Genomic DNA, 22,681 nt, shown 5'->3' with positions numbered 1-22,681 from the left:
GATTCCCGATTTACCATTCCCAGCTACTTATCCATCTGCAAGACAGCCAGGAAGGCTTCCTGCGGAATCTCCACGCGGCCGACCTGCTTCATGCGCTTCTTGCCTTCCTTCTGCTTTTCGAGCAGTTTTTTCTTGCGCGAAACGTCGCCACCATAGCACTTGGCCAACACGTTCTTGCGCATCGCCTTGACCGTGGAGCGCGAGATGATTTGCGAGCCCACGGCGGCCTGGATCGCCACGTCGAACATCTGCCGCGGGATCAGGTCCTTCATCTTTTCGCACAGTTCGCGGCCGCGCCGGTCGGCATAGCTGCGGTGCACGATGATCGACAGCGCATCGACCTTGTCGCCATTGATCAGCGTATCCACGCGCACGAACGGGCCGGCATCGAAACGCAGGAAGTGGTAATCCAGCGAGGCGTAGCCGCGCGAGACCGACTTGAGCTTGTCGAAGAAATCCAGCACCACTTCGGCCATCGGCAGCTCGTAGCTGATCTGCACCTGGCTGCCCAGGTAGTTGATGCCGATCTGGGTGCCGCGCTTTTCTTCGCACAAGGTGATGATGTTGCCGACGTAATCGGGCGGGGTGAGGATGTTGGCGCGGATGATCGGCTCGCGGATCTCTTCGACGTTGTTGAGCGGCGGCAGCTTGGATGGATTGTCCATCGGGACGATGCTGCCGTCGGTCTTGAGCACTTCGTAGACCACGGTCGGCGCGGTCGAGATCAGGTTGAGGTTGTACTCGCGCTCCAGCCGCTCCTGCACGATCTCCATGTGCAGCATGCCGAGGAAGCCGCAACGGAAGCCGAAGCCCATCGCTTCGGAGCTTTCCGGCTCGAAGCGCAGCGCCGCATCGTTCAGGCGCAGCTTGTCCAGCGCCTCGCGCAGATCCGGGTAGTCCTCGGCATCGACCGGAAACAGGCCGGCGAACACGCGCGGCTGCATTTCCTGGAAACCGGGCAGCGCATGCGGCGCCGGGTCGGCCGCCAGGGTCAGCGTGTCGCCGACCGGCGCGCCGTGCACGTCCTTGATCGAGGCGTTGATCCAGCCCACTTCGCCCGCGCCCAGCGCAGCAAGCTCCTTGCGCTTGGGCGTGAACACGCCGACCTTGTCGACCAGATGGGTGCGGCCGGTGGACATCACCAGGATCTTGCTGCCCGGCTTGATCTCGCCCTGCATCACGCGCACCAGCGAGACCACGCCCAGGTAGTTGTCGAACCAGGAGTCGATGATCAGCGCCTGCAGCTTGTCGGTGTCGCGGGGGGTGGGCGGCGGAATCCGCTGCACGATCGCTTCCAGCACCAGATCGATGTTCAGACCGGTCTTGGCGCTGACCGCCACCGCGTCCTCGGCATCGATGCCGATCACCGCCTCGATCTCGGCCTTGGCACGCTCGATGTCGGCGGTGGGCAGGTCGATCTTGTTGAGCACCGGCACCACTTCCAGGCCCTGCTCCACCGCGGTGTAGCAGTTGGCGACCGACTGTGCTTCCACGCCCTGGGCCGCATCCACCACCAGCAGCGCGCCTTCGCACGCGGCCAGCGAGCGGCTGACCTCGTAGGAGAAGTCCACATGCCCCGGGGTGTCGATGAAGTTCAGGTGGTAGACCTGCCCGTCCTTGGCCGTATACGGCAAGGACACCGACTGCGCCTTGATGGTGATGCCGCGTTCGCGCTCGATCGGGTTGGAGTCGAGCACCTGGGCCTCCATCTCGCGCGCCTGCAGGCCGCCGCACAGCTGGATGATCCGGTCGGCCAGGGTGGATTTGCCGTGGTCGACGTGGGCGATGATGGAGAAGTTGCGGATATTCCGCATTGAATCAGAGGACATTGAGGTGGGCGCCGGCGGTGCCGTCGTCAGGGTAACGCAGCATTATCGCACGCCACGGCCCCGCGGGGCCGAGAATTGGGAATCGGGAGTGGGGAATCGGAAAAGCCAGGCGAGCTCTCACCTCGCAGAGCCGCTCTTGCCATTCCCGATTCCCGATTCCCGATTCTCCACTCCTCCCTCAGCCGCCGGCCTTCAAGGCCACATAGCTGGTCGCCTTGCCATCGGTGACCAGCAGCATGACCACGTCGCCCTTCTTGTAGCTGGACAGGGCGCGGTTGAGGTCGGCGACGCTGCCGACCTTGGTGCGGCCGACGCGGGCGATCACCAGACCCGGCGACAACGGCGGCTGGGTGCTGCGTGCTGCCGCGCCGGTCACCGCGGCGATGCGCACGCCCTCGCCTGCTTCCAGGCCCAGGCGGCTGCGCTCGACGGCGGTCAGATCGGCCACCTGCAGGCCGAGCAGCTCCACGCTGGCGGGGGCGCCGGGCTTGGCGTCGTCGGCAGCGGTGCGCGGTGCGGCGTTGCCGGCCGGGTTGTCCAGCGTCGTCAGGGTGACCGCCACCTTGCGCGGCTTGCCATCGCGCAGCACGTCCAGGTTGACCTTGGTACCCGGCGCCATCAGCCCGATCATCGGCGGCAGGTCGCTGGCGACATCGATCGGCTTGCCGTTGACCGCGCGGATCACATCGCCCACCTCGATCCCGGCCTTGGCGGCGGGGCTACCGGGCGGGATGTCGTTGACTAGTGCGCCACGCGTATCCGGCAGGCCCAGGCCCTGCGCCTTGAGCGAGTCGATCGGGCCGACCGCCACGCCCAGCATGCCGCGGCTCACGTGGCCGGTGGCCTTGATCTGCTCGGCGGCGCTGAAGGCCAGATCGATCGGGATCGCGAAACTGATGCCCATGTAGCCGCCGGAGGCGGAGAAGATCTGCGAATTGATGCCGACCACTTCACCGCGCGTATTGAGCAACGGGCCACCGGAGTTGCCCTGGTTGATCGCCACGTCGGTCTGGATGAAGGGCACGTAGCGCTGGTCCGCATACGGATTGCTGCGCCCGGTAGCGCTGACGATGCCGGCGGTGACCGAGTGATCCAGGCCGAACGGGGAGCCGATCGCCACCACCCACTGGCCCGGCTTGAGCGTGTTGGAATCGCCCAGGCGCACCGTCGGCAGGCCCTTGGCGTCGATCTTGAGCAACGCCACGTCGAACTGCTCGTCGCTGCCGACCACCTTGGCCTTGAACTCGCGGCGGTCGGTCAGCTTGACGGTGACCTCGCTGGCGCCATCGACCACGTGGTGATTGGTCAGCACATAGCCGTCGGCCGAAATGATGAAGCCCGAACCCATCGACTTGCCGGCGATGCCGCCATCGTCATCGCCGCCCTGGCCCGGCCCCTGGCGCGGCCCGCCCGGCATCTGGAAATCCGGCCCGAAGAAGCGACGAAAGAATTCCGGCATCTGCTCGTCGCCGGGCATCGCGCCGCCGTCCTGCCCACCCGGACCACCGCGCCGCTGGCGCGCCATGGCGTCCTTGCGGGTGATGGTGGTTTCGATATTGACCACGCCCGGGCCGACCTGCTCGACCAGATTGGTGAAGTCCGGCAACCCGGCCACCAGCTGCGGCGCCGGCGTGGCGCTGCGGTTGGCGGCAATCGGGGCAACGTCCTTGGCAGCGGGCGCGGACTGCTGCGCGCAGGCGGCCAGCGGCAGGGTCATGGCGATCAAGCCGAACATCTGGGTGCGAATGCGGTGGTTCATCAGGTTGCCTCCGATGGCAGGGCGACAGGGGCCAAAGCCCCTGCCGTTGCAGGGGTCCGGCACGATAACGGAAGAGGAAGCGCCGAACGGATGAAGAGCGGTGGCGGTATCAATCCTGCGGCGGCTGCACCGGCAGCGGCCGGCTTGGCGCAGGGCTGGCAACACCCTGCGGCGCGGGCTCGAACGGATAGAACGCGGTGCCTTGGCCGCCTTGGCGGAAGCTGGCATTGAGCGGACTGTCGCCGGCACCGGACAGCGCCGCACGCGGCCACGGGCGCGCCTGCAGGGTGGTATCCGGATGCGTGAACGGATTCGATGGCGCCGCAACGGCCGTGGCGGCCGCCGAGGCGGGAGCAGCGGATGCCAGCGCGCGGGCTGGCGCCTGCTGCTGCCGCGCCGCGACGCTGCGGGCGACCTGTTGGTTGCGCGTGGCCGCGCCACGGCGCGTGGATGCCAGCGCGGCAGCCGGCACCGCTGCGGCCAGCGCGGCGACCTCGTCGGGGGCGGCCGGGCCAGGCTCGGCCGGCCCCTTCGGCGCCACGGGCGTGGTGGGAGCCTGCGCGGTGGCGGGCAGCTGCGCCACGGTGGCGAACACCGGGACCTGCGTGGCAGGCGCTGCGGTCTCCGGCAGACGCTCGCGCGCCATGAACAAGGCGATCGCCGCGACCGATGCCGCAATCGCCGCGCCACCACCCCAGCGCCAGCGCGCCGCCGGACGCGTGGATGGCTGCGCCTGCGGCACCGGCTCATCGGCGATGGCACTGCGCACGCGCGCGGCAAAATCCAGCGGTGCCGGCGCGCTCGCCGCACCACGCAGCACATCGCCGCACAGCTGCCAGCGTTCGTGGCAGCCGGCCAGTTCTTCGTCGTGGGCCAGGCGGCGCAGCAAAAAGCGCGACTCGTCGGCGCTCAATTCGCCATCCACCAGCGCAGACAGCTGCTGGCGGTAGTGACGCTCGAACTTGTCGGTAGTGGACATGGCAGGGTTATGGCTCATACACGGTGTCGCTCACGGGTAGCGCTTTCGGTCTCCAGCAGAGGCCGCAGCTCGATGTCGATGGCCTCGCGCGCCCGGAAGATGCGCGAGCGCACCGTTCCGATCGGGCAATCCATCTTTCGCGCGATTTCGTCGTAGCTCAGCCCATCCACCTCGCGCAGGGTGATGGCCGACCGGAGCTCTTCCGGCAGGGCTTGGACCGCGCGCATCACCGTTTGTTCCAGCTCCTGTCGCATCAGTTCACGCTCCGGGGTGTCGGTGTCGCGCAAGCGGGTGGCACCATCGAACTGTTCGGCATCGCTGATCTCGATATCGTCGGTGGGCGGACGGCGGTTGTGCGCAACCAGATGGTTCTTGGCAGTGTTGACGGCAATGCGGTGTAGCCAGGTATAGAACTGCGAGTCGCCGCGGAAACTGTTGATCGCCCGGTAGGCGCGCACAAACGTATCCTGGGCCACGTCCTGGCATTCGCTCCAGTCGGCGATGTAGCGCCCGATCAACGCAACGATGCGGTGCTGGTATTTGCGCACCAGCACATCGAACGCTGCGCTGTCGCCGCGCTGCACACGCCGGACCAGTTCCAGGTCAAGCTCCTGAGGTGTATCGACTTCGGCCATGTCGGGCCGCACTCCTGTCAGCCCACCGAAGTCGGGCAATGAGACAACCATTGAAGGGAAAAGTTCATACCGATCCGTACGATCGTCGCGCAACAGGCTAGCTGCACCGATGCGCCACTGGCGACGCCTCGCACCAGGCGCGCGTCGCCCTGCCGACAGGTATGGGTATTTGACGTGAAGGAAACAACCTCTGGATGATAACGACCTTTCCTTATATCTCCGGACGGCCAGACGCATGCTTCCAGGTTTCGACGGGCTCCGATTCAGCCATTGGCAGGCCGACCTGCGCGAGGACGGCGTGGTCGTGCTCAGCCTTGATCGCCAGGGCGCACCGGTCAACGCATTTTCGCAGGAGGTGCTGCTCGAACTGGGCGCGCTGGTCGAACGCCTGGCGCTGGACCCGCCCAAGGGCGTGGTGCTGCGCTCGGGCAAGCCCAACGGCTTCATCGCCGGCGCCGACCTGAAGGAATTCCAGGAGTTCGACCGCAAGGGCACCGTCAACGATGCGATCCACCGCGGCCAGAACGTCTTTCAGAAGCTGGCCGAGCTGCCCTGCCCCACGGTCGCGGCGATTCACGGATTCTGCATGGGTGGCGGCACCGAGATCGCGCTGGCGTGCCGGTATCGCGTGGCCTCCGACGATGCCGGCACGCGCATCGGCCTGCCGGAAACCAAGCTCGGCATCTTTCCCGGCTGGGGCGGCAGCGCCCGCCTGCCGCGCCTGATCGGTGCGCCGGCAGCGATGGATTTGATGCTGACCGGCCGCACCGTCGCGGCCAAGGCCGCACGCGCCATGGGCCTGGTCGACAAGGTCGCCGCGCCGGCGGTGCTGGTCGATGTCGCCGCCGCGCTGGCGCTCACCGGCAGCAAACGTCCGTTCAAGCAGCGCGCCACCGCATGGGCCACCAATACCCTGCTCGCGCGCAAGTTGCTGGCGCCGCAGATGCGCAAGCAGGTCGCACGCAAGGCGCGCAAGGAGCATTACCCGGCGCCCTACGCCTTGATCAACGTGTGGGAACGTGCCGGCGGCAGCGGCATCCAGGCGCGCCTGGCGGCCGAGCGCAAGGCGGTGGTCAAGCTTGCCAGTACGCCGACCGCACGCAACCTGATCCGCATCTTCTTTCTCACCGAGCGCCTGAAGGCGCTGGGCGGCAAGGACGCCGGCGCTGCGGCCTTGCCCCCGATTCGCCATGTGCATGTGGTCGGTGCCGGCGTGATGGGCGGCGATATCGCGGCCTGGGCTGCCTACAAGGGCTTCGAGGTGACGCTGCAGGATCGCGAACAGCGCTTCATCGACACCGCACTGGGCCGTGGCGGCGAGTTGTTCGCCAAGCGCGTCAAGGACGAGGCCAAGCGGCCGGCAGTGGCCGCGCGCCTGCGCGGCGACCTGGCCGGTGCGGGCGTGGCGCAGGCGGACCTGGTGATCGAAGCGATCATCGAGAACCCGCAGGCCAAGCGCGAGCTGTACCAGTCCGTCGAGCCACAGCTCAAGCCAGATGCATTGCTGACCACCAATACCTCGTCGATTCCGTTGACCGAGTTGCGCGGCCATCTCCAGCGCCCGGCGCAATTTGCCGGCCTGCACTACTTCAATCCGGTGTCCATGATGCCGCTGGTGGAAATCGTGCAGCACGACGGGCTGGATCCGGCCAACGTCGCGCGCCTGGCGGCATTCTGCAAGGCGCTGGACAAGTTCCCGGTACCGGTGGCCGGCACACCGGGCTTCCTGGTCAATCGCGTGCTGTTCCCGTACCTGCTCGAAGCGGCCACCGCGTATGCCGAGGGCGTGCCGGGCCCGGTGCTGGACAAGACGGCGGTCAAGTTCGGCATGCCGATGGGGCCGATCGAACTGATCGATACGGTGGGGCTGGATGTCGCCGCCGGTGTGGGCGCAGAGCTCGCGCCCTTCCTGCACCTGCCGATTCCCGCGGCACTGGCCACCGTGGAGCCGGGCAAGCGCGGCAAGAAGGACGGCCAGGGCTTGTACAAGTGGGAGAACGGCCGCGCGGTCAAGCCCGAGGTGGCCAGCGGCTACGCGGTGCCGGCAGACCTGGAAGATCGCCTGATCCTGCCGTTGCTCAACGAAGCGGTCGCCTGCCTGCACGACGGCGTGGTGGCCGATGCGGACCTGCTCGATGCGGGTGTGATCTTCGGCACCGGCTTTGCGCCGTTCCGAGGCGGCCCGATCCAGCATATCCGCAGTGTCGGCGCCGACGCGTTGCTGGAACGCCTGCTGGCTCTGCAGGCGCGCCATGGCGAGCGTTTCGCACCGCGCCCGGGCTGGGAGTCGCCGTTGTTGCGTGAGCCGGTGGCGTAACGCGTTGACGCGGCCTTAGAACTCGGCAAGATACCCAAGCGCCATGCACTCGGCCACGGTGGTGCTCAGAAGGTTGCAGCGCGGCACACCATTGCCACCAGATGCAGGCAATCAAAAACAACGGCGAGCCAAGGCTCGCCGTTGTTTTTTTACCAATTCGCAAGGCGACTCAGAAACGCAGGCCCACACTGGTGAAGAAGTAACGACCCGCCTGGTCGTAACCGGCGAGCGAGTTGCCGTTGAATGTCAGGCTGCCACCCACCAGCGGCGGCTCCTTGTCGGCGATGTTGTTGATGCCCAAGGTCCAGGTGACGTAATCGCCCAGCTGCATCGAACCGGAGAGGTCGAAGTAGTTGTACGCCGACACCTTGTTGTCCTGGTTCACCAGGCGTACGTCGGTTGTGCCACGGGTCCCGTCGGTGTTCTGGTAATCCAGCTCGCCGATATAGCGCCAGCGCAGGCTGACGGTGTAGCGGTCGAAACTGTAGCGCGTGCTCAGCACATGCCGCCATTCGGCACTGTTGCAGGCCACGTTCACCACGCCCGCGCAGTCGTAGGTCACTTCCTGCACGCCCGGAACAGGCTCGTATTCCTGCTTGATGGCGTAGCTGCCCATCATCGAGGCGGTCAGGCGCCCGGGGCCGACGCTCCACGCGTACGACGCGGTCAGATCCACGCCCTGGAAATGCAACGACCCAAAATTATCCTGGGAATTGAAGATCAGGCCGGAGACGTCCGGGTCGCTGCCGCGGAACAGGTCGCCTGTGGTGGCATTGCGGCGGACGCGGCTGCAGATATCCGCGTTACCGGTCACGCCGCATGCGGTCAGGATGTTGGAGGAACCGATGGCACGGATGGCGTCGTCGATCTTGATGTCGTAGTAATCCACGCTCAGATCGAGCCCCTTGATGGGGCTGGCAGCAAAACCGACGGTCCAGGTGTTGGCCGTTTCCGGCTGCAGTGTCGTATTACCACCGCCGATCTCGTTGTACTGGCCCGCCGGGTTTGCCGCAACGCGGCCGTACTGCGCCGCCGTCACGCCAGTATTGGCGCACTGGGCCTGGGTAAAGACCGGATTGGCACCGGCGCATGGGTCGCTGCCGCTCCACAGTCCGATCGTATTTTCGTTATATAGCTCGGTGACGTTCGGCGCGCGGATTGCACGATTCCAGCCGGCGCGCAGGTGGTACTTGCCATCGGCGAATGTCGCGCCCAGACCGGCCTTGTAGGTGCTGACGCCACCGGAGATGTCGTAGTCCGAGTAGCGATAGCCAAGCTGCATGTCGAGATGATCCAGGCTGCCGGCCTGCGCCACCAGCGGCACCGCGCCCTCCAGGAACAGTTCCTTGACGCCGATGTCGCCGGAGACATTGGAGGTCGGGCCGCCCAGACCGGTGAAGTTGCCGGTCTGCATGTTGCTGTCGGCCACCCGCTTGAAGGTTTCGGTACGCGTTTCCACGCCGCCGACGACGCTGATCGGATTATCCCCGGCCCACGGCAGGCTGTAGCCGAAATTGCCGGTCACGTAGGCGTTGAACACGCGCATCGAGGTTTCGTAATTGACGATACCAACCCCCTGCAGCGCTTGCGCCTCTGCGGCGGTGACACTGTCGGTCCACACGCTGTAGGGCACGCAGCCATCGAACGCCCCCGGCTGGCAGCCCAGCAGCGCATCGCGTACACGGGTGGTCACGAAGTCATTGATGTTCTCGGACTTGGTCGTGCTGCGGTTGTAGGTGAAGGACGCGTCGTAGGACCAGTTGTCGTTGATATCGCCCTGGGCACCGGCGGTGATGCTGAAACTGTTGGTATCCGAGTCGGTGATGCGCGGGCCGCCTTCGACGTTGCGCTTGGCCACATAGACGGTGAACTCATCGTCGGTGATGCCGACATCGTTGCACAGGCTGCCGATCACCGAGGTGGCGCAGTTGACGTTGAGGTCGGTGAAAAACGCACCCGACGGCGCGATCTGCGTCGAACTTTTGCGGTTGACGAACAGGGTTTCAAGATAGGGCTTGAAGTGCTCGTTGACCTCGTACTTGATGTTGGTGCCGGCCGTGTAGCGCGTATCCGGACGCTGGTAGTAATTCAGCGGCGCGAAGTTGTAGAGATTCGGGGATGCGACCTGCGACCAGGTTCCGCCGGCCGAAGGCTGCACGTAAAAGGCACCTGCAGACGGAGCGACGACGTAGAAGTTGGCCGGATCTGCAGTGGCAGACCCGCCGCACGCGGTGCCGCTGTTACTCAATGCGCAGGCGGAGTAATCGCGCTGGCCCTGCAGCAGGGGATCGTTCTCGCGCCAGGTGGCCCATGCGGTGGCATGCCCCGCTTCGCCGAAGCTGCCGCCGATGGCCAGGTCCACGTTGCGGGAGATGCCGTCGAAACCGGAGTTTCCGGTCGGGTAATCGTAACCGGCATCGTCCATCAGACCGCGCATCAACGTATTGCCGTTGTCATGCTGGTAGGCGTTGTAGCCCATGTCGACGCTGACCCCTTCGAACTCGTCGTCGAGCACGAAATTGACCACGCCGGCAACGGCATCCGAGCCATACACCGCCGAGGCGCCGCCGGTGAGGATGTCCACGCGACGCACCAGCGCGGCCGGGATGATGCTGATATCCGGACTCTCGCCGATGCCCTTGGGAATGCGCCTGCCGTTGACCAAGGTCAAGGTACGCTGCGCGCCCAGTCCGCGCAGGTCGACGGTCGCATACCCTTGCGAGCCATTGTTGGCGAAGTTGTCGAAGCTCGCCGAAAGCTGTGGATACTGATTGATCAGATCTTCGACCTTGGTCGAGCCGGTGTACTGGAATTCTTCCTTGTTGATCTCGGCCACCGGACTGGAGGCAGTCATCGTCTGGCTCTTGATGCGCGTACCGGTGACACTGACCGTGTCCAGGCTCTTGAGTTCGCTCGCGGGCTGCTCCTGCGCCATCACGGTTCCGGACAGGGCCAACGCCGCGGCGCCCGCGGTGAGCGATACCCGGATGGCGTCGCGCAGCTTGGTGGTCTTCAATCTCATCTCTCTCTCCGAGAAGTTCGAACGGGTAAGCGCAACGCACTGCGTCGGCATCTGATGCAATGCCGGCACGTGCTGCGACGTCATTGGCAAGCGCGTCAAACCGCGCTTCCACACTGGCTAACGGCCGGGCGAAAGAGCGCCCGAAAAAAACGTTGCCAACCCGATGTTAAGACCACGTTGAAGAGAATTAAAGCGCCATTCAGAAATGCTCCGAATCGGTGCGGCGAAGCCCCAAAAGGGTGCGGGAATCACGAAAAAAAGCACTTTTGACGCGCCCCCCCTTCCCGAGGCACGATTTCGCCGCGTACGCTCGTTCGGTGTTCGCGCGCCGCCGGCTCATTCCGGTGAAATACCGAAACGCGTGGTCGGCCAGCGAGAAATCCTTAGGCCACTTCGACGCCGGGCAAGGCCACATCCGCTGCCCGGAGCCGCTTCAACAACGGCATGAGCCCGTCCAGGTGCCGCCGCGAGCTATGCACCGACCGTTGATGGACATCGCCGCGCACCTGCGCCGCACTCGCGGTCACGAATGGCACATTCTCCAGCCCGGTGATGGTTTCACTGCTCGTCAGCCCGCACCAGCTCAGCACCTGCGAGATCTGATGCTCGGTATCGCGTACCAGCTCTTCGTAATGCACGTCGAGAATGCCGCCGGGCAGTACCGCATGCCAGTGACGCATGGTCTGCTGATAGGCCAGGTAGTAATCAGCGAGCTCATCGAGCGCATACGAGAACGGATAGGCGTTGTAGAACAAGGTCTTGTACATCGCATAGCACGTGTCCAGCGGATCGCGCACCAGATGGATGATGCGTGCGCGTGGCAGCGCAGTGGCAATCATGCCGCAGTAGAGGTAATTGACCGGCATCTTGTCGATGACTACCGGATGGTCGTGCACCAACTCACGGGCACCGCGCAGATACTCTTCGCCGAGCGCAGCAAAATCGATCTGCAGCGATGCCTGGGCGGCGGTCAATCCGGGATTGGTCGCCAGTACGCCGGATGTCGCACTGCCCAGCAGCGCACCGAAATCCATCAACTCCCCGGCCGAGCGCGCACCGCCGCGCTGGATCAGCAGGCGCTCCAGCAAGGTGGTGCCTGAGCGCGGCAAGCCGACGATGAAGACCGCACCCTCGCCCGCATCACCCGGCTGCAGTGCCCGCAAGGCATCCGGGGCGTACGCCTCCCGTACCTGGGCGATATGCGCACACTCGGCGGCAACGTCGTACTGCAGTGTCTTGCGCTTGCAGGCCGCTGCGGCGGTCAACGTCTCGAACGATTCCGCATGCCGGCCCAGATCCTCCAGCTCCTTGCTCAAGGCGTACAGGCCTGCCGCCCTGGCGGAAGGGTCCGATAGCGTGGTCAAGCGGTGACGCAGGTCGTCCAGATGATTGTGCTGCCCGGTCTGACGCCGGAGCGTGGCGCGCAGGTACAAGGCATCGCCGGTCTCGGGTGCCAGTTGCAGCAGCCGCTCCAGGGTGACCTCAGCGGCATCGAACTCGCCGCCAAAGAACTGCATGGTGGCAAGGTCGTACAGCAGGCCCGGCTGTTCTCCCAGCCATGTCATCGCATGCCGATACGCGTCACGGGCGGCCGCCACCTCGTGGCAGCCGCTGTACAACGCGCCGATCCGCCACCACGCCGCACCGTCGGCGCCGGCCAGTGCCTGCGCCTGACCGGCGACAAGGCGGGCCTCGCGGCGGCGACGCAGCTGCAGCAGCAAGCTGGCGTACTTGATCAAGAGCGGCACCGGTGACGCCGCAACCGCCGCCGCCCGCGCGATGCGGTCGACCGCGGCTTGCGGATCGCCATTGGCCAACCGGGCCTCGCTGGCAAGTTCCAGCAGATGCGCATTGTCAGGCTGGTCGGCGCAGGCGCGGTCGGCCAACGCAACTGCCTGGCCATAACGTCCCTGACGCAGCAGGTGATACCCGTCGTGCAGCACTGCGCGCAGCTGTCCTTCAGTCATGCGTTCTCTTCTGTTGGTTGCGATGCCATCGGCGGCCCGGCTAGTCGATGCGGCGGGCGCGTAGCGCCACCCCGGCAGCGGTCACCAGCATGTAGCTTCCCATCGCGGCCTTGCGAATCACCACGACTTCGCCTTCGGCCAACGGACCGCGGCTGGTGGCTTCTGTCAGTGCCCAACGCTGACGACTGTCCAGCGACACGATGCGCGTACCGTCTGGCTGATACGCCACCGCGAACACCTTGGCCGTGAGTTGCGCAGGCGATGATTGCTGCGCAGCCGTTGTTGCAGAGGCCTGTTGGGGACTGCGGCCGAATGCCCTGACTCCCCTGTCCGCCTCCGCCGCCCGTACGGCCTGGGTTGGCGGAAAACTGGCGTCATAACAGGCCAGCCGCGGCAATGGATCGAGGACTGCAGCGCAGCGATGCGTCGGCACGTCCTGCGCCGATGCCGCCCAAGCACAGCTCAGGACTGTCAGACCCACCACCACCGGTTTGTGCATGTGCGCATCTCACTGCTCGACTGCAGCAGAGCATACAAGCCAACCGGCAGGCGCAGGAAAGGCCGACCCTCATTGTCTCGCCACCGGGCGGATTGAACGCACCGCCGGCGCCGCCTAAGCTGCAGGTCCCCCGACCCGCGGCAAGACTGCCTGGAAAACGCCTTGGACCTGTCCTTGCAGCACGCCGCACGCTTACTGCAACACGGTCATCTGCCGCAGGCGATCGCCGCCTATCGAGCCATCCTGCAGGCCCGGCCCGGCTGCGCCGATGCCTGGTACAACCTGGGATATCTGCTGCGCCGGACCGGCGAAGCATCCGCTGCGCTGGATGCGTACGCGCAGGCACTGCAGTACGGCGCTGCACTGCCGGAACAGATCCACCTCAATCGCGCCGCGCTGCTGAGCGACCATCTCCACCAGGATGCGGCCGCGCTGGAGGAGCTCGACCTGGCACTGCAGTGTCGGCCGGACTACGCCCCGGCCTTGCTCAATCTGGGCAACCTGCACGAAGAGCTGGGCGCACGCGACCAAGCGGTCGCCGCCTATCGCCGACTGCTCGCCAGTCCTCCCGGCGACGCCCGGACACGGACGCTGCAGTTGCAAGCCAGCGCACGTCTGCTGCATCTGGATCCTCCGACGCAGGCGCAGGACCCACGCCTGCTCGAACTCGAGCAGGCCAGCTCGGTCGCAGGGCAGGACCCTGCATTGACGGCCACGCTGCTGCACGCGTTGGCCCATGCCTACGATCGCCTCGGCCTGCACAACCAGGCATTCGATGCGGCCAGTGCCGCCAACCGGCATGGCCACGCCCATGCAAGGCGTTACGATCCGATCCGCACGCAGCAGCATTTCGACAGCATTGCCGCGGTATTTGCCAACGCAAGGGACGCGCAACAGCCACCCCCCATGGCTGCTGGAGAAAACACGGTGCCGGCCCTGTTTATCTGCGGCATGTTCCGCTCCGGCTCCACATTGCTCGAACAGGCCTTGTCGCGCCACCCGTGCATTGCCGCCGGCGGTGAACTGGATGCGCTGCCGCGACTGGTTGCGCAGTCGTTGTCGCCGTTCCCGCAGGCCGCGCAGCAGCTGTCCCCACATACGCTGGCGCAGCTGGCCGCGGCATATCGTCAACGTGTGGCGGCAGCCGTTCCCCAGCATGCGCAACTGCGCTACATCACCGACAAGCGCCAGGACAACTTTCAGCTGATCGGACTGATCAAACAGCTCTTTCCGGCTGCCAGGATCGTGCACACGCGCCGCCATCCGCTGGACAACGGGCTGTCGCTCTTCCTGCAGCAGCTCAATCCGCAACGCTTTGACTATGCGGGCCGGCTGGAGGACATCGGGCATTTTCTTGCCGCCTACCAGCGACTGATGGAGCATTGGCTGTCGCTATATCCCGACAGCATCCACACCTTCGACTATGACGCCTTCGTCGCCGCGCCGGAGCCCACCTTGCGCGCATTGCTGGACTTCCTGCAGTTGCCCTGGGAACCGGACTGCCTGGAGTTCCACAAGGCGCCTGGCGCCGTCAAGACAGCCAGCTACTGGCAGGTGCGCCAGCCCCTGCATGGCGATGCGTCCGGACGCTGGAAGCCCTACGCCGCTCAGCTCGCTCCCCTGCGCGCCACGCTTGCCCGGTTCGGCATCTCACCTGCGGACTGAACCGGCCGGCGACCGCCCCCCCCTCATCCGGCACGGTGGCGGGCAATCGTTGTTTCCATGGCGTTGACCATCTGCCGCTCCTCCTGGCTCAGCAGGGGGTTCCAGACATCGAAGATCAGCACCGCGCGCAGCTGCGCGCTCTGGTTGCGCGCCTCGTGTTCGATCGAGTCGTCGAACACCAGCACCTTGCCGACCTCCCACTGCCGCCAGTCGTAACCGACCCGGAAGCTGCAGCCGTCGGGCACGATCAACGGCAGATGTGCCACCAGACGTGCGTTGGTCTCGCCGTGGTGCGGTGGAATGACCGTCTGCGGCGCCAGCACCGAGAACATCGCGTTTGGGCATACGCCATCGATCCGTGCCGCATCGACCAATGCCAACGCGGCGGCGGTTGCCGGGCACTGCCGCAGATGTTCCTCCACCGGCTGGCCATGCGCCCACAGCGGATAGGAACTCCAGGCCGGCGAATGGTTGAGGTCCTTCCACTGATTGACCGGCTGGTCCGGCGCGTAGGCGATATACGGCGCAAAGCCGCCCTTGTCCGCGTCCATGACGGCGCGCAGTTCCTGCGCAATCGCCTCGGTCTGACGCTGTACTGCAGCGATCCACGGAAACGCCTCCGGCGGATGAAACGGCAGGGCGGGCAGTCGCGGTACGTACAGGCGGTTGGATTGGGAGTGGAACGGGCGGCTGCGTCCACATGCGATCGCGGCCGCTTCCGCCCAGCGTCCCGCGAGCGCGGCGTCCACAGCGACGCCGGGCGTGTCCAGGACGGCGCGCAATTGCGCCTCGAGCTCAAGCGTGTCCTGCTCCACCGCCTGCGTGGCCAGGGCAAGCTTGCGACGCAGAACCGCAGGCCATTGCGGCTCGGGTGGCGCAACCTTCAGCGCGTCGCGATAGACGCCGGCGGCGGCACGCGGACGGCCGCGCGCCTGCAGAAACGCGGCCTTTGCCAGCAACCCCGGCAGGAAATACGCATCCAGCGCCAAGGCCGCGCTGATGGCCTGCCATTCGCCATCCACATCGCCTTGCGACTGCTTCACCACTGCAATGGTCAGCACGATCATCGGATCGCCCGGGCTGCTTGCGCGTGCGCCGGCCAGGTAGTCCAGCGCCGCTATTGCATCGCCACGCTGGTAGGCGTGCACGCCCAGGCTGTACAAGGCCTGCGGATGCGCCGGCGCCAACTGGCGCACCTGTGCCCACAGCTGCTCGGCCTGCTGCCAATGCCCGGCCGAAGCCGCAGCGCCCGCCTCGGCGATCAGCGCGGCGATGCGTTGGTTGCGTTGTTCGATCTGTACCGCCATCGCGCCGCCGGCCTCTCAATCTTCCCGGCTCGATCATACGGCCTGGGCGGCGGCGCGATGGCGCGATTGGCCTCCCCACAACCGGACAGGGTGGCCCGGCTACGTGCTGTTCCAGGCAACGTCACGCCACGCCAGCGCCAACCAGGCGACAGCCCACTGGCGTGCGGTCCGTGTCAGTGCGCGTGGCCGCCATGCGAATGCGCGTGACCACGATGATCGTCGTGCGCAGGGCCTTGCGTGGCCGGTGGCGTGCCACACGGCTCGGTGCCGCAGTCGCCGCTCTCCACCTGCAAGGTGACATGGGAGATCTCGAAGCGCGCGTGCAGCAGCTCGGCGAGGGCGTCGCGCAGGCGGTCGCGGTCGATGGTTTCGCCGACCACCACGTGTGCGGTGAGCGCAGGCGTGCTGGAGGCCAGTGCCCAGACGTGCAGGTCGTGTACGTCCTCGACGCCGGGGTAGCTGGCCAGCGCCTGCTGCACCTGCGGCAGATCGATGCCTTTGGGCACGCCTTCCAGCAGCACGTTGATCGCCTCGCGCAGCAGCACCCAGGTGCGCGGCAGCACCCACAGGCCGATCAGCACGGCCAGCACCGGGTCGATCCACTGCCAGCCGGTCCAGCGGATCAGCAGCGCGCCGACGATCACCGCCACCGAGCCGAGCATGTCGCTCCAGACTTCCAGGTAGGCGCCCTTGACGTTCAGGCTCTCGCCGCTGCCGGCGTGCAGCAGCTTCATGGCGATCAGATTGATCACCAGGCCGAAGCCGGCGATCAGCAACATGCCGCTGGAGGAAATATCCTGCGGTGCGCGAAAGCGCTGCGCGGCCTCCCACAGGATGTAAGCGCCGACCGCAAACAGCAGTGCACCGTTCGCCAGCGCGCCGAGCGCTTCCAGCCGCACATAGCCATAGGTGCGGCGCGCATCGGCAGGGCGACGGCTCAGGCGCACGGCAAGCAGGGCGATCATCAGGCCCACGGTGTCGGTGGCCATATGTGCGGCGTCAGACAACAGCGCCAGGCTGTTGGTGATGAACGCACCAATGACTTCCGCCAACAGGAACGTGGCGGTGAGCCCCAGCGCCCACCATAGCGGTGTCTCGTGGCGGATTTCGCTGGGTGCGTGGTTGTGGTCGTGTCCCATGGATGCGGTAGCCTCGTGCGATGCGCGCACCTTAGGCGCACGCGATGGCGGAGACTATTACACCCGGGCGTGATGACATCACATCACGTGGGCGTGGTGCTGCGCCTTGTTGCCCAGGCCGGGCAGCAATTTGGAGCGGCCAACAGAACCTCTCGAACGCCGCAGCGATGGCGGCAACGCATCGGCCACCCTCGCTTTCGTTAGCGTGTGGAGTGATGTCGTATTGGCAGTGAGATTGCTCGGATAGAAAGAGGCTGATCAGACCGTACCTCATCGGACAGCTGCGCTGCATGCACTGCCTGCCCCTACTTGCAACCATGCGTACCGACCATCGTGACTGGTCCTTGCCCGCCCACCGTCGCGGGACCTTACGCGGCATGGATGCCGCGTAAGAGCCTACAAGGAGGTACTTGCGGCGTGTCCCGCGATGGTGGGCGGGCAAGGGCCCTGCGGCAAAACCACAGCGTCGAGTGCGCGGTGCCCTCACCGCTCGCGGGACACGCCGTAAACCCGTCCCTGGGGGCTCGGTGGCGGCATCCATGCCGCCACACGGTCCCGCAACCGGCAAGGACACCGCACCAGACAGTTGGTCGGCGCTCATCTGAAAGCCGTCTGTCGTGCGGTGTGCATCAGACGTGGAGCCGCTGCTCATGATCAAACGAGGCGCTTCCAGCGCTGCTCTTCCCATGCATACCGACCATCTCGACTGGTCCTTGCCTGCCCACCGTCGCGGGACCCTGAGCGGCATGGATGCCGCGCCGGAGCCTACATGGACGTACTTGCGGCGTGTCCCGCGATGGTGGGCGGGCAAGGGCCGTGCAGCCAGCTAGCAGCGTCGAGGGCGCGGTGCCCTCACCGCTCGCGGGACACGCCGTGAACCCATCCCTGGGGGCTCGGTGGCGGCATCCATGCCGCCACACGGTCCCGCAACCGGCGAGGACACCGCACCAGACAGTTGGTCGACGCTCATCTGAAAAGCTGCCTGTCGTGCGGTGTGCATCAGACCTGGAGTCGATGCCTCATGATCAAGCAAGGCACATCCAGCACTGCTCTTCCATGCACACCGACCCTCTCCACTGGCCCTTGCCCGCTCACCGTCGCGGGACCCTGAGCGGCATGGATGCCGCGCCGGAGCCTACAGGGACGTACTTGCGGCGTGTCCCGCGATGGTGGGCGGGCAAGGGCCCTGCAGCAAACTCGCAACGTCGTGGGCGCGGCGCCCTCATCGCTCGCGGGGCACGCCGTAAACCCATTCCTGGGGGCTCGGTGGCGGCATCCATGCCACCACACGGTCCCGCAACCGGCAAGGACACCGCACCAGCGTAGACGCTTTGTCAGCCGCTCTCAAACCTTGGCCACCAGCTTGATCACGCTGGAAAAATCCAGCGCACCGTTGCCGGCCTGGCTGTTCATCGCATACAGATTGCGCGCCAGCTCGCCGAGCGGAATCGACACTCCCGCCTGCACTGCGGATTCGGCGACCAGCCCCAGGTCCTTGAGCATCAGATCGTTGCCGAATCCACCGCTGTAACCGCGCGATGCCGGCGCGTTGGGCAGCACGCCCGGCCACGGATTGCAGACTTCGGTGGCCCAGCTGCGCCCGGTGCTGACCGCCATCATCTGCGACAGCACCGCCGGGTCCAGGCCCTGTGCAACGCCGAGCGCCAGCGCCTCGCCGGTGGCGGCCATGATCACGCCCAGTGCCATGTTGTTGCATAGCTTGGCGACCTGGCCGGCGCCGTTATCGCCGACGTGGAAGATGTTCTTGCCCATCGCCTGCAACACCGGCCGCGCACGCTCCAGCACCTCTGCAGCGCCACCGACGATAAACGTCAGGCTGCCGGCCGCCGCGCCAGCGGTACCGCCGGACACCGGCGCATCCAGCATCGCCAGGCCATGCGCCTGCGCCTGGGCGGCCAGCTTGCGTGCGCTGGCCGGTGCGATGGTGCTGCACTCGATCACCAGGGCAGCGGCAGGAATCTGCGCCAGGATGCCGGCCTCGCCCAGGTACAGCGCTTCGACATGGCGGCTGGCCGGCAGCATCGAGATCACGATCTCGGCGTCGGCCAGGGTGTCGTGCGCGGAGCTGGCGGCATGCGCGCCGGCGGCGACCGCGGCGTCCAGCGCGGCAGGCACCAGATCGAACACCCGCAGCTGGTGCCCGGCCTTGCTCAGGTTGGCGGCCATCGGCCCGCCCATGTTGCCCAGGCCGATAAAAGCGATCTTGCTCATGGTGTGGTTTCCAGGGTTGGGTGGCCATCACCGATTGGCGCGGCCGTTGAATGGTGTGCCCGGCCGCGGCGCCGCGCGGCAAACGGGCGCAATGGCATACATTGGTCCTGCAGTGCGGATGCGGCTCATTGTCCGCATCCGCCAAAGACCGTTCGCAGCGGCGTGTCAGCGACTCAACCTGCACCAAGATCGGCAAGCGGATGCCGCGCAGGTGGCCAGGGCGATTGCAGGAATGCAGCCGCCCATTGCGCATCGGCCTGTTCCAGTTCGGCAGGCTGCCACTGTGGCGTGCGGTCCTTGTCGATCAACAGCGCGCGAATGCCTTCGGCAAAATCGCCGTGGGCGGCCGCATGCAGCGCCACTACGTACTCGGTGCGAAATGTCTCCGCCAACGTGCCGGTTTCCGGATGATGGTGCAGCTCCCAGGCCAGTCGCGCCGAGCCGGGGGCACCGGCTGCCAGCGTTGCGCGCGCGGCCTGCAGCCAGGCGTCCTCGCTTTGCAGTGCCAGGATTGCAGCGACCACCTCCTGTAGCGTCCGGCCTGCCACCAATTGCGCGATCAAGGCCGCATGCACCTGCAGTGGGCCCGGCTCCAGCGGTTGCGCAATCCCGTGCAGGAACGCGCCGAGCTGGGCGCGATCCTCGTCTGCATCGCCTGTCCAGGCATGTGCGCTCAAGGCTTCCAGCACTGGCCCGTATTGCGCATGCTCCAGCCGGACATCCGCAAGCCCGGCGTAGATGGCATCGCTGGCATCCAGCGGCGCACCGGTCAGTGCCAGAAACAACCCGGCAGCGTGCGGCACCCGGCGCAGCAACCAGCTGCCACCGACATCGGGAAACAGGCCGACACTGATCTCCGGCATCGCCAGCCGCGAGCGCTCGGTGACCACGCGATGGCTGGCGCCGGACATCAAGCCGATGCCGCCGCCCATCACGATGCCGTGGCCCCAGCACAGCAGCGGCTTGGGATAGGTGTGGATGCGATGGTCGAGCCGATATTCCTCTTCGAAGAACGCAGCGGCATGCGCATTGGCTTGCGGCTGCGCGCGACGCTCCTGCGCATCCGGCACCGCCTCGCGATGCGCACGCATGCTCTGGTACAGACCATGCAGGTCGCCGCCCGCGCAGAACGCTTTCTCGCCTGCGCCACGCAACACCACGCAGGCAATTTGCGCATCGTCGGCCCAGGCGCGCAGCTGCGCATCCAGCAGGCGCGTCATCTGCAACGACAGGCCGTTGAGCGTCCTGGGCGCATTCAGGGTGGCGATGCCGATGCGGTGCCCGTCGGCGCAATGACGTTGCTCGAACAGCACCGGCGCGTCTTCGGTTGGGCGCACATCCAGCATCAGCCATTGCTCCACTGCGGTGCGCGCTTTTCCAGAAAGGCTGCCACTCCCTCGGCCTGATCGGGCTGCTCGAACAGGTCGACGAAGGCCTCGCGCTCTGCCACCAGCGCGGCGGCATGGGTGCCATGGCGGGTGGACTGCACCAGGCGCTTGCACGCTGCGACACTGGCCGGACTCTGCTTGCCGGCGCGCTGTGCCCAGGCGATGGCATGCGCACGTGACTCGCCCTTGCCGACCACCTCTTCCACCAGGCCGATCCGCTGTGCAGTGGCGGCATCCAGACGTTCGCCGAGCAGGATCATGCGCTTGGCCCAGCCCTCGCCAACCAGGCGCGGCAGGTTCTGGGTACCGCCGGCGCACGGCAGCAACCCGACGCTGGCTTCCGGCAAGGCCAGTTGCGCGTGTTGCTCGGCGATGCGCAGATCGCAGGCCAGTGCGCACTCCAGGCCACCGCCCATCGCATAGCCGTTGATGGCCGCGATCGACACGCCGCGAAACGCGCTCAGCGCTTCGAAGGCTTCGCCGAACCGCCGCGCCGCGGCGCGCGCATTGGCCTTGTCGCCATCGGCAAACTGCTTGAGATCGGCGCCGGCGCTGAAGAACTTCTCGCCGTCGCCGGTGATCACCAGCGCGTAGATGCTGCGGTCCGCATCCAGCGCGTGCACCAGATCGCGCAAGGCCGCAAGGCTGTGCACGGTCCAGGTATTGGCCGGTGGATTGCGCAAGGTGACGATGGCGACATGGCCATCGCGTTCGACCTGCAAGCCGGTATGCGCGCGTGTTTCCCAATCGCTCATCGCAGTTCCTCCTCGCCATTGAGCAGGTGGCGCGCAATGATCATGCGCATCACCTCGTTGGTGCCTTCCAGGATACGGTGCACGCGGCTGTCGCGCAGCAGGCGCTCGATCGGATACTCGCGGATATAGCCGTAGCCGCCGTGGATCTGCAGGGCATCGTCGCAGATCGCAAAACCGGCATCGGTGGCGAAGCGCTTGGCCATCGCGCACCACACGGTGGCATCGTGGCTGCCGGCATCGAGCTTGCGCGCAGCGGTGTGCACCATCTGCCGGGCGGCAACCAACTGCGTGGCCATGTCGGCCAGCTTGAACTGCAGGGCCTGGAAATCGGCCAGCTTCTTGCCGAACTGACGGCGCTCGCCCATGTAGCGACGCGCGGCATCCAGCGCGCCTTGCGCCGCGCCCAACGAACAGGCCGCGATATTGATGCGGCCACCGTCCAGCGCCTTCATCGCCATCTTGAAGCCCTCGCCCTCCCTGCCGAGAAGATTGCCGGCCGGAATGCGCACATTCTCGAAGCTCACCCCGCGCGTGGGCTGGCTGTTCCAGCCCATCTTCTCTTCTTTGCGGCCGTAGCTGATGCCGGGCGCATCGGCAGGCACCACGAAGGCGCTGATGCCACGGGCGCCGTCGTCGCCGGTGCGGGCCATCACCACCAGCACATCGGTGGCGCCCGCGCCGGAAATGAAGGCCTTGCTGCCGTTGAGCACGTAGCTGTCGCCATCGCGCTGTGCGCGGGTCTTGAGCGAGGCCGCGTCCGAGCCGGCGCCCGGCTCGGTCAGGCAGTACGAGCCCAGCTTGACGCCGCTGGTCATCGCCTCGCCCCATTGCGCGCGCACCGCGTCATTACCGTAGCTGGCGATCAACCAGGTGGCCATGTTGTGGATGCTGATGAACGCCGACGTGGACGGATCGACCGTAGCCAGTTCTTCGAACACCACCGCAGCATCGAGACGGCGCATGCCCAGGCCGCCCACGCCTTCATCGGTATACAGCCCGCAAAAGCCCAGCTCGGCCGCCTTGGCGATGGCCTCGCGCGGGAAGTGGCTTTCCGCATCCCAGCGCGCGGCGTGCGGGGCGAGTTCCTTGTCGGCGAAGTCGCGCGCAGCGGCGCGGAACGCTTCCTGCTCGTCATTCAAGTCGGCCGTATTGGCGTGTAGCTGGATGGCTGCATTCATGGCGATCAGG

Annotated in this window: 15 protein-coding genes; 2 read left to right on the top strand and 13 right to left on the bottom strand. The window is 66.3% G+C overall.

Annotated elements, in window-relative coordinates; genetic code table 11:
- Window positions 1-23: 23 nt before the first annotated feature.
- The 4 genes from lepA to rpoE all read right to left on the bottom strand — a co-directional run bounded on the left by lepA (window position 24) and on the right by rpoE (window position 5,202).
- Window positions 24-1,814, bottom strand: a complete 1,791-nt coding sequence (gene lepA / locus H7A87_RS06740) for a translation elongation factor 4 (protein ID WP_161960003.1) — start codon at window positions 1,812-1,814, stop codon at window positions 24-26.
- 193 nt (window positions 1,815-2,007) lie between these two features.
- Complete coding sequence (locus H7A87_RS06735) at window positions 2,008-3,588, bottom strand: DegQ family serine endoprotease (protein WP_119128971.1); 1,581 nt, start codon at window positions 3,586-3,588, stop codon at window positions 2,008-2,010.
- Window positions 3,589-3,697: 109 nt separating this feature from the next.
- On the bottom strand, window positions 3,698-4,585 hold the full coding sequence (locus H7A87_RS06730) for a sigma-E factor negative regulatory protein (RefSeq protein ID WP_119128970.1): 888 nt from the start codon (window positions 4,583-4,585) through the stop codon (window positions 3,698-3,700).
- Window positions 4,582-5,202 carry an RNA polymerase sigma factor RpoE gene (rpoE, locus tag H7A87_RS06725; protein ID WP_119128969.1) on the bottom strand — a complete coding sequence of 207 codons (621 nt, stop codon included), beginning with the start codon at window positions 5,200-5,202 and terminating at the stop codon, window positions 4,582-4,584. The genes H7A87_RS06730 and rpoE overlap by 4 nt, the downstream gene beginning before the upstream one ends.
- Window positions 5,203-5,437: 235 nt before the next feature.
- On the opposite strand from rpoE, the gene H7A87_RS06720 reads away from it, so the two are divergent.
- Window positions 5,438-7,519: a 3-hydroxyacyl-CoA dehydrogenase NAD-binding domain-containing protein gene (locus H7A87_RS06720; RefSeq protein WP_119128968.1), complete on the top strand. Its 2,082-nt coding sequence runs from the start codon at window positions 5,438-5,440 to the stop codon at window positions 7,517-7,519.
- 169 nt (window positions 7,520-7,688) lie between these two features.
- Here H7A87_RS06720 and H7A87_RS06715 read toward each other — a convergent pair whose 3' ends face one another.
- The 3 genes from H7A87_RS06715 to H7A87_RS06705 all read right to left on the bottom strand — a co-directional run bounded on the left by H7A87_RS06715 (window position 7,689) and on the right by H7A87_RS06705 (window position 13,007).
- Window positions 7,689-10,541, bottom strand: a complete 2,853-nt coding sequence (locus H7A87_RS06715; RefSeq protein WP_104650558.1) for a TonB-dependent receptor — start codon at window positions 10,539-10,541, stop codon at window positions 7,689-7,691.
- A gap of 383 nt (window positions 10,542-10,924) precedes the next feature.
- The gene (locus H7A87_RS06710; protein ID WP_119128967.1) at window positions 10,925-12,508 is read right to left on the bottom strand and encodes a tetratricopeptide repeat-containing sulfotransferase family protein; all 1,584 of its coding nucleotides are present in this window, start codon (window positions 12,506-12,508) and stop codon (window positions 10,925-10,927) included.
- 40 nt (window positions 12,509-12,548) lie between these two features.
- Window positions 12,549-13,007 (bottom strand): hypothetical protein, encoded by a 459-nt coding sequence (locus tag H7A87_RS06705; RefSeq protein WP_119128966.1) that lies wholly within the window; start codon window positions 13,005-13,007, stop codon window positions 12,549-12,551.
- A gap of 162 nt (window positions 13,008-13,169) precedes the next feature.
- Here H7A87_RS06705 and H7A87_RS06700 point away from each other — a divergent pair, with 162 nt between their 5' ends.
- Window positions 13,170-14,672: a sulfotransferase gene (locus H7A87_RS06700; protein ID WP_119128965.1), complete on the top strand. Its 1,503-nt coding sequence runs from the start codon at window positions 13,170-13,172 to the stop codon at window positions 14,670-14,672.
- A gap of 23 nt (window positions 14,673-14,695) precedes the next feature.
- Here H7A87_RS06700 and H7A87_RS06695 read toward each other — a convergent pair whose 3' ends face one another.
- The 6 genes from H7A87_RS06695 to H7A87_RS06670 form a co-directional block, all read right to left on the bottom strand.
- A complete protein-coding gene (locus H7A87_RS06695) occupies window positions 14,696-15,979 on the bottom strand; it encodes an aspartyl/asparaginyl beta-hydroxylase domain-containing protein (RefSeq protein ID WP_119128964.1) in 1,284 nt (427 codons plus the stop codon).
- Between the two features lie 173 nt (window positions 15,980-16,152).
- Window positions 16,153-17,118, bottom strand: coding sequence for a cation diffusion facilitator family transporter (locus H7A87_RS06690; protein WP_119128963.1), 966 nt, complete (start codon window positions 17,116-17,118; stop codon window positions 16,153-16,155).
- A 1,344-nt stretch (window positions 17,119-18,462) separates the two neighbouring features.
- Window positions 18,463-19,350, bottom strand: coding sequence for a 3-hydroxyisobutyrate dehydrogenase (mmsB, locus tag H7A87_RS06685; RefSeq protein ID WP_119128961.1), 888 nt, complete (start codon window positions 19,348-19,350; stop codon window positions 18,463-18,465).
- A 173-nt stretch (window positions 19,351-19,523) separates the two neighbouring features.
- A complete protein-coding gene (locus H7A87_RS06680; RefSeq protein ID WP_180496917.1) occupies window positions 19,524-20,696 on the bottom strand; it encodes an enoyl-CoA hydratase/isomerase family protein in 1,173 nt (390 codons plus the stop codon).
- A complete protein-coding gene (locus H7A87_RS06675; RefSeq protein WP_119128960.1) occupies window positions 20,696-21,493 on the bottom strand; it encodes an enoyl-CoA hydratase in 798 nt (265 codons plus the stop codon). The genes H7A87_RS06680 and H7A87_RS06675 overlap by 1 nt, the downstream gene beginning before the upstream one ends.
- On the bottom strand, window positions 21,490-22,671 hold the full coding sequence (locus tag H7A87_RS06670) for an acyl-CoA dehydrogenase family protein (protein WP_104650514.1): 1,182 nt from the start codon (window positions 22,669-22,671) through the stop codon (window positions 21,490-21,492). Before H7A87_RS06670 ends, H7A87_RS06675 begins: the two co-directional genes overlap by 4 nt.
- Window positions 22,672-22,681: the final 10 nt, after the last annotated feature.

This window comes from Xanthomonas sp. CPBF 426, assembly GCF_903989465.1.
GTDB lineage: Bacteria > Pseudomonadota > Gammaproteobacteria > Xanthomonadales > Xanthomonadaceae > Xanthomonas > Xanthomonas euroxanthea.
Note: the sequence above shows the minus strand (reverse complement) of the source record. Positions and strands in the feature narration are given on the sequence as shown.

Coding starts and splice junctions, on each gene's coding strand:
- H7A87_RS06680 (WP_180496917.1), bottom strand. CDS start 20,696: ATGCTGGATGTGCGCCCAACCGAAGACGCGCCGGTGCTGTTCGAGCAA.
- H7A87_RS06710 (WP_119128967.1), bottom strand. CDS start 12,508: ATGACTGAAGGACAGCTGCGCGCAGTGCTGCACGACGGGTATCACCTG.
- H7A87_RS06670 (WP_104650514.1), bottom strand. CDS start 22,671: ATGAATGCAGCCATCCAGCTACACGCCAATACGGCCGACTTGAATGAC.
- rpoE (WP_119128969.1), bottom strand. CDS start 5,202: ATGGCCGAAGTCGATACACCTCAGGAGCTTGACCTGGAACTGGTCCGG.
- H7A87_RS06735 (WP_119128971.1), bottom strand. CDS start 3,588: ATGAACCACCGCATTCGCACCCAGATGTTCGGCTTGATCGCCATGACC.
- H7A87_RS06695 (WP_119128964.1), bottom strand. CDS start 15,979: ATGGCGGTACAGATCGAACAACGCAACCAACGCATCGCCGCGCTGATC.
- H7A87_RS06720 (WP_119128968.1), top strand. CDS start 5,438: ATGCTTCCAGGTTTCGACGGGCTCCGATTCAGCCATTGGCAGGCCGAC.
- H7A87_RS06675 (WP_119128960.1), bottom strand. CDS start 21,493: ATGAGCGATTGGGAAACACGCGCGCATACCGGCTTGCAGGTCGAACGC.
- H7A87_RS06705 (WP_119128966.1), bottom strand. CDS start 13,007: ATGCACAAACCGGTGGTGGTGGGTCTGACAGTCCTGAGCTGTGCTTGG.
- mmsB (WP_119128961.1), bottom strand. CDS start 19,350: ATGAGCAAGATCGCTTTTATCGGCCTGGGCAACATGGGCGGGCCGATG.
- H7A87_RS06715 (WP_104650558.1), bottom strand. CDS start 10,541: ATGAGATTGAAGACCACCAAGCTGCGCGACGCCATCCGGGTATCGCTC.
- lepA (WP_161960003.1), bottom strand. CDS start 1,814: ATGCGGAATATCCGCAACTTCTCCATCATCGCCCACGTCGACCACGGC.
- H7A87_RS06690 (WP_119128963.1), bottom strand. CDS start 17,118: ATGGGACACGACCACAACCACGCACCCAGCGAAATCCGCCACGAGACA.
- H7A87_RS06730 (WP_119128970.1), bottom strand. CDS start 4,585: ATGAGCCATAACCCTGCCATGTCCACTACCGACAAGTTCGAGCGTCAC.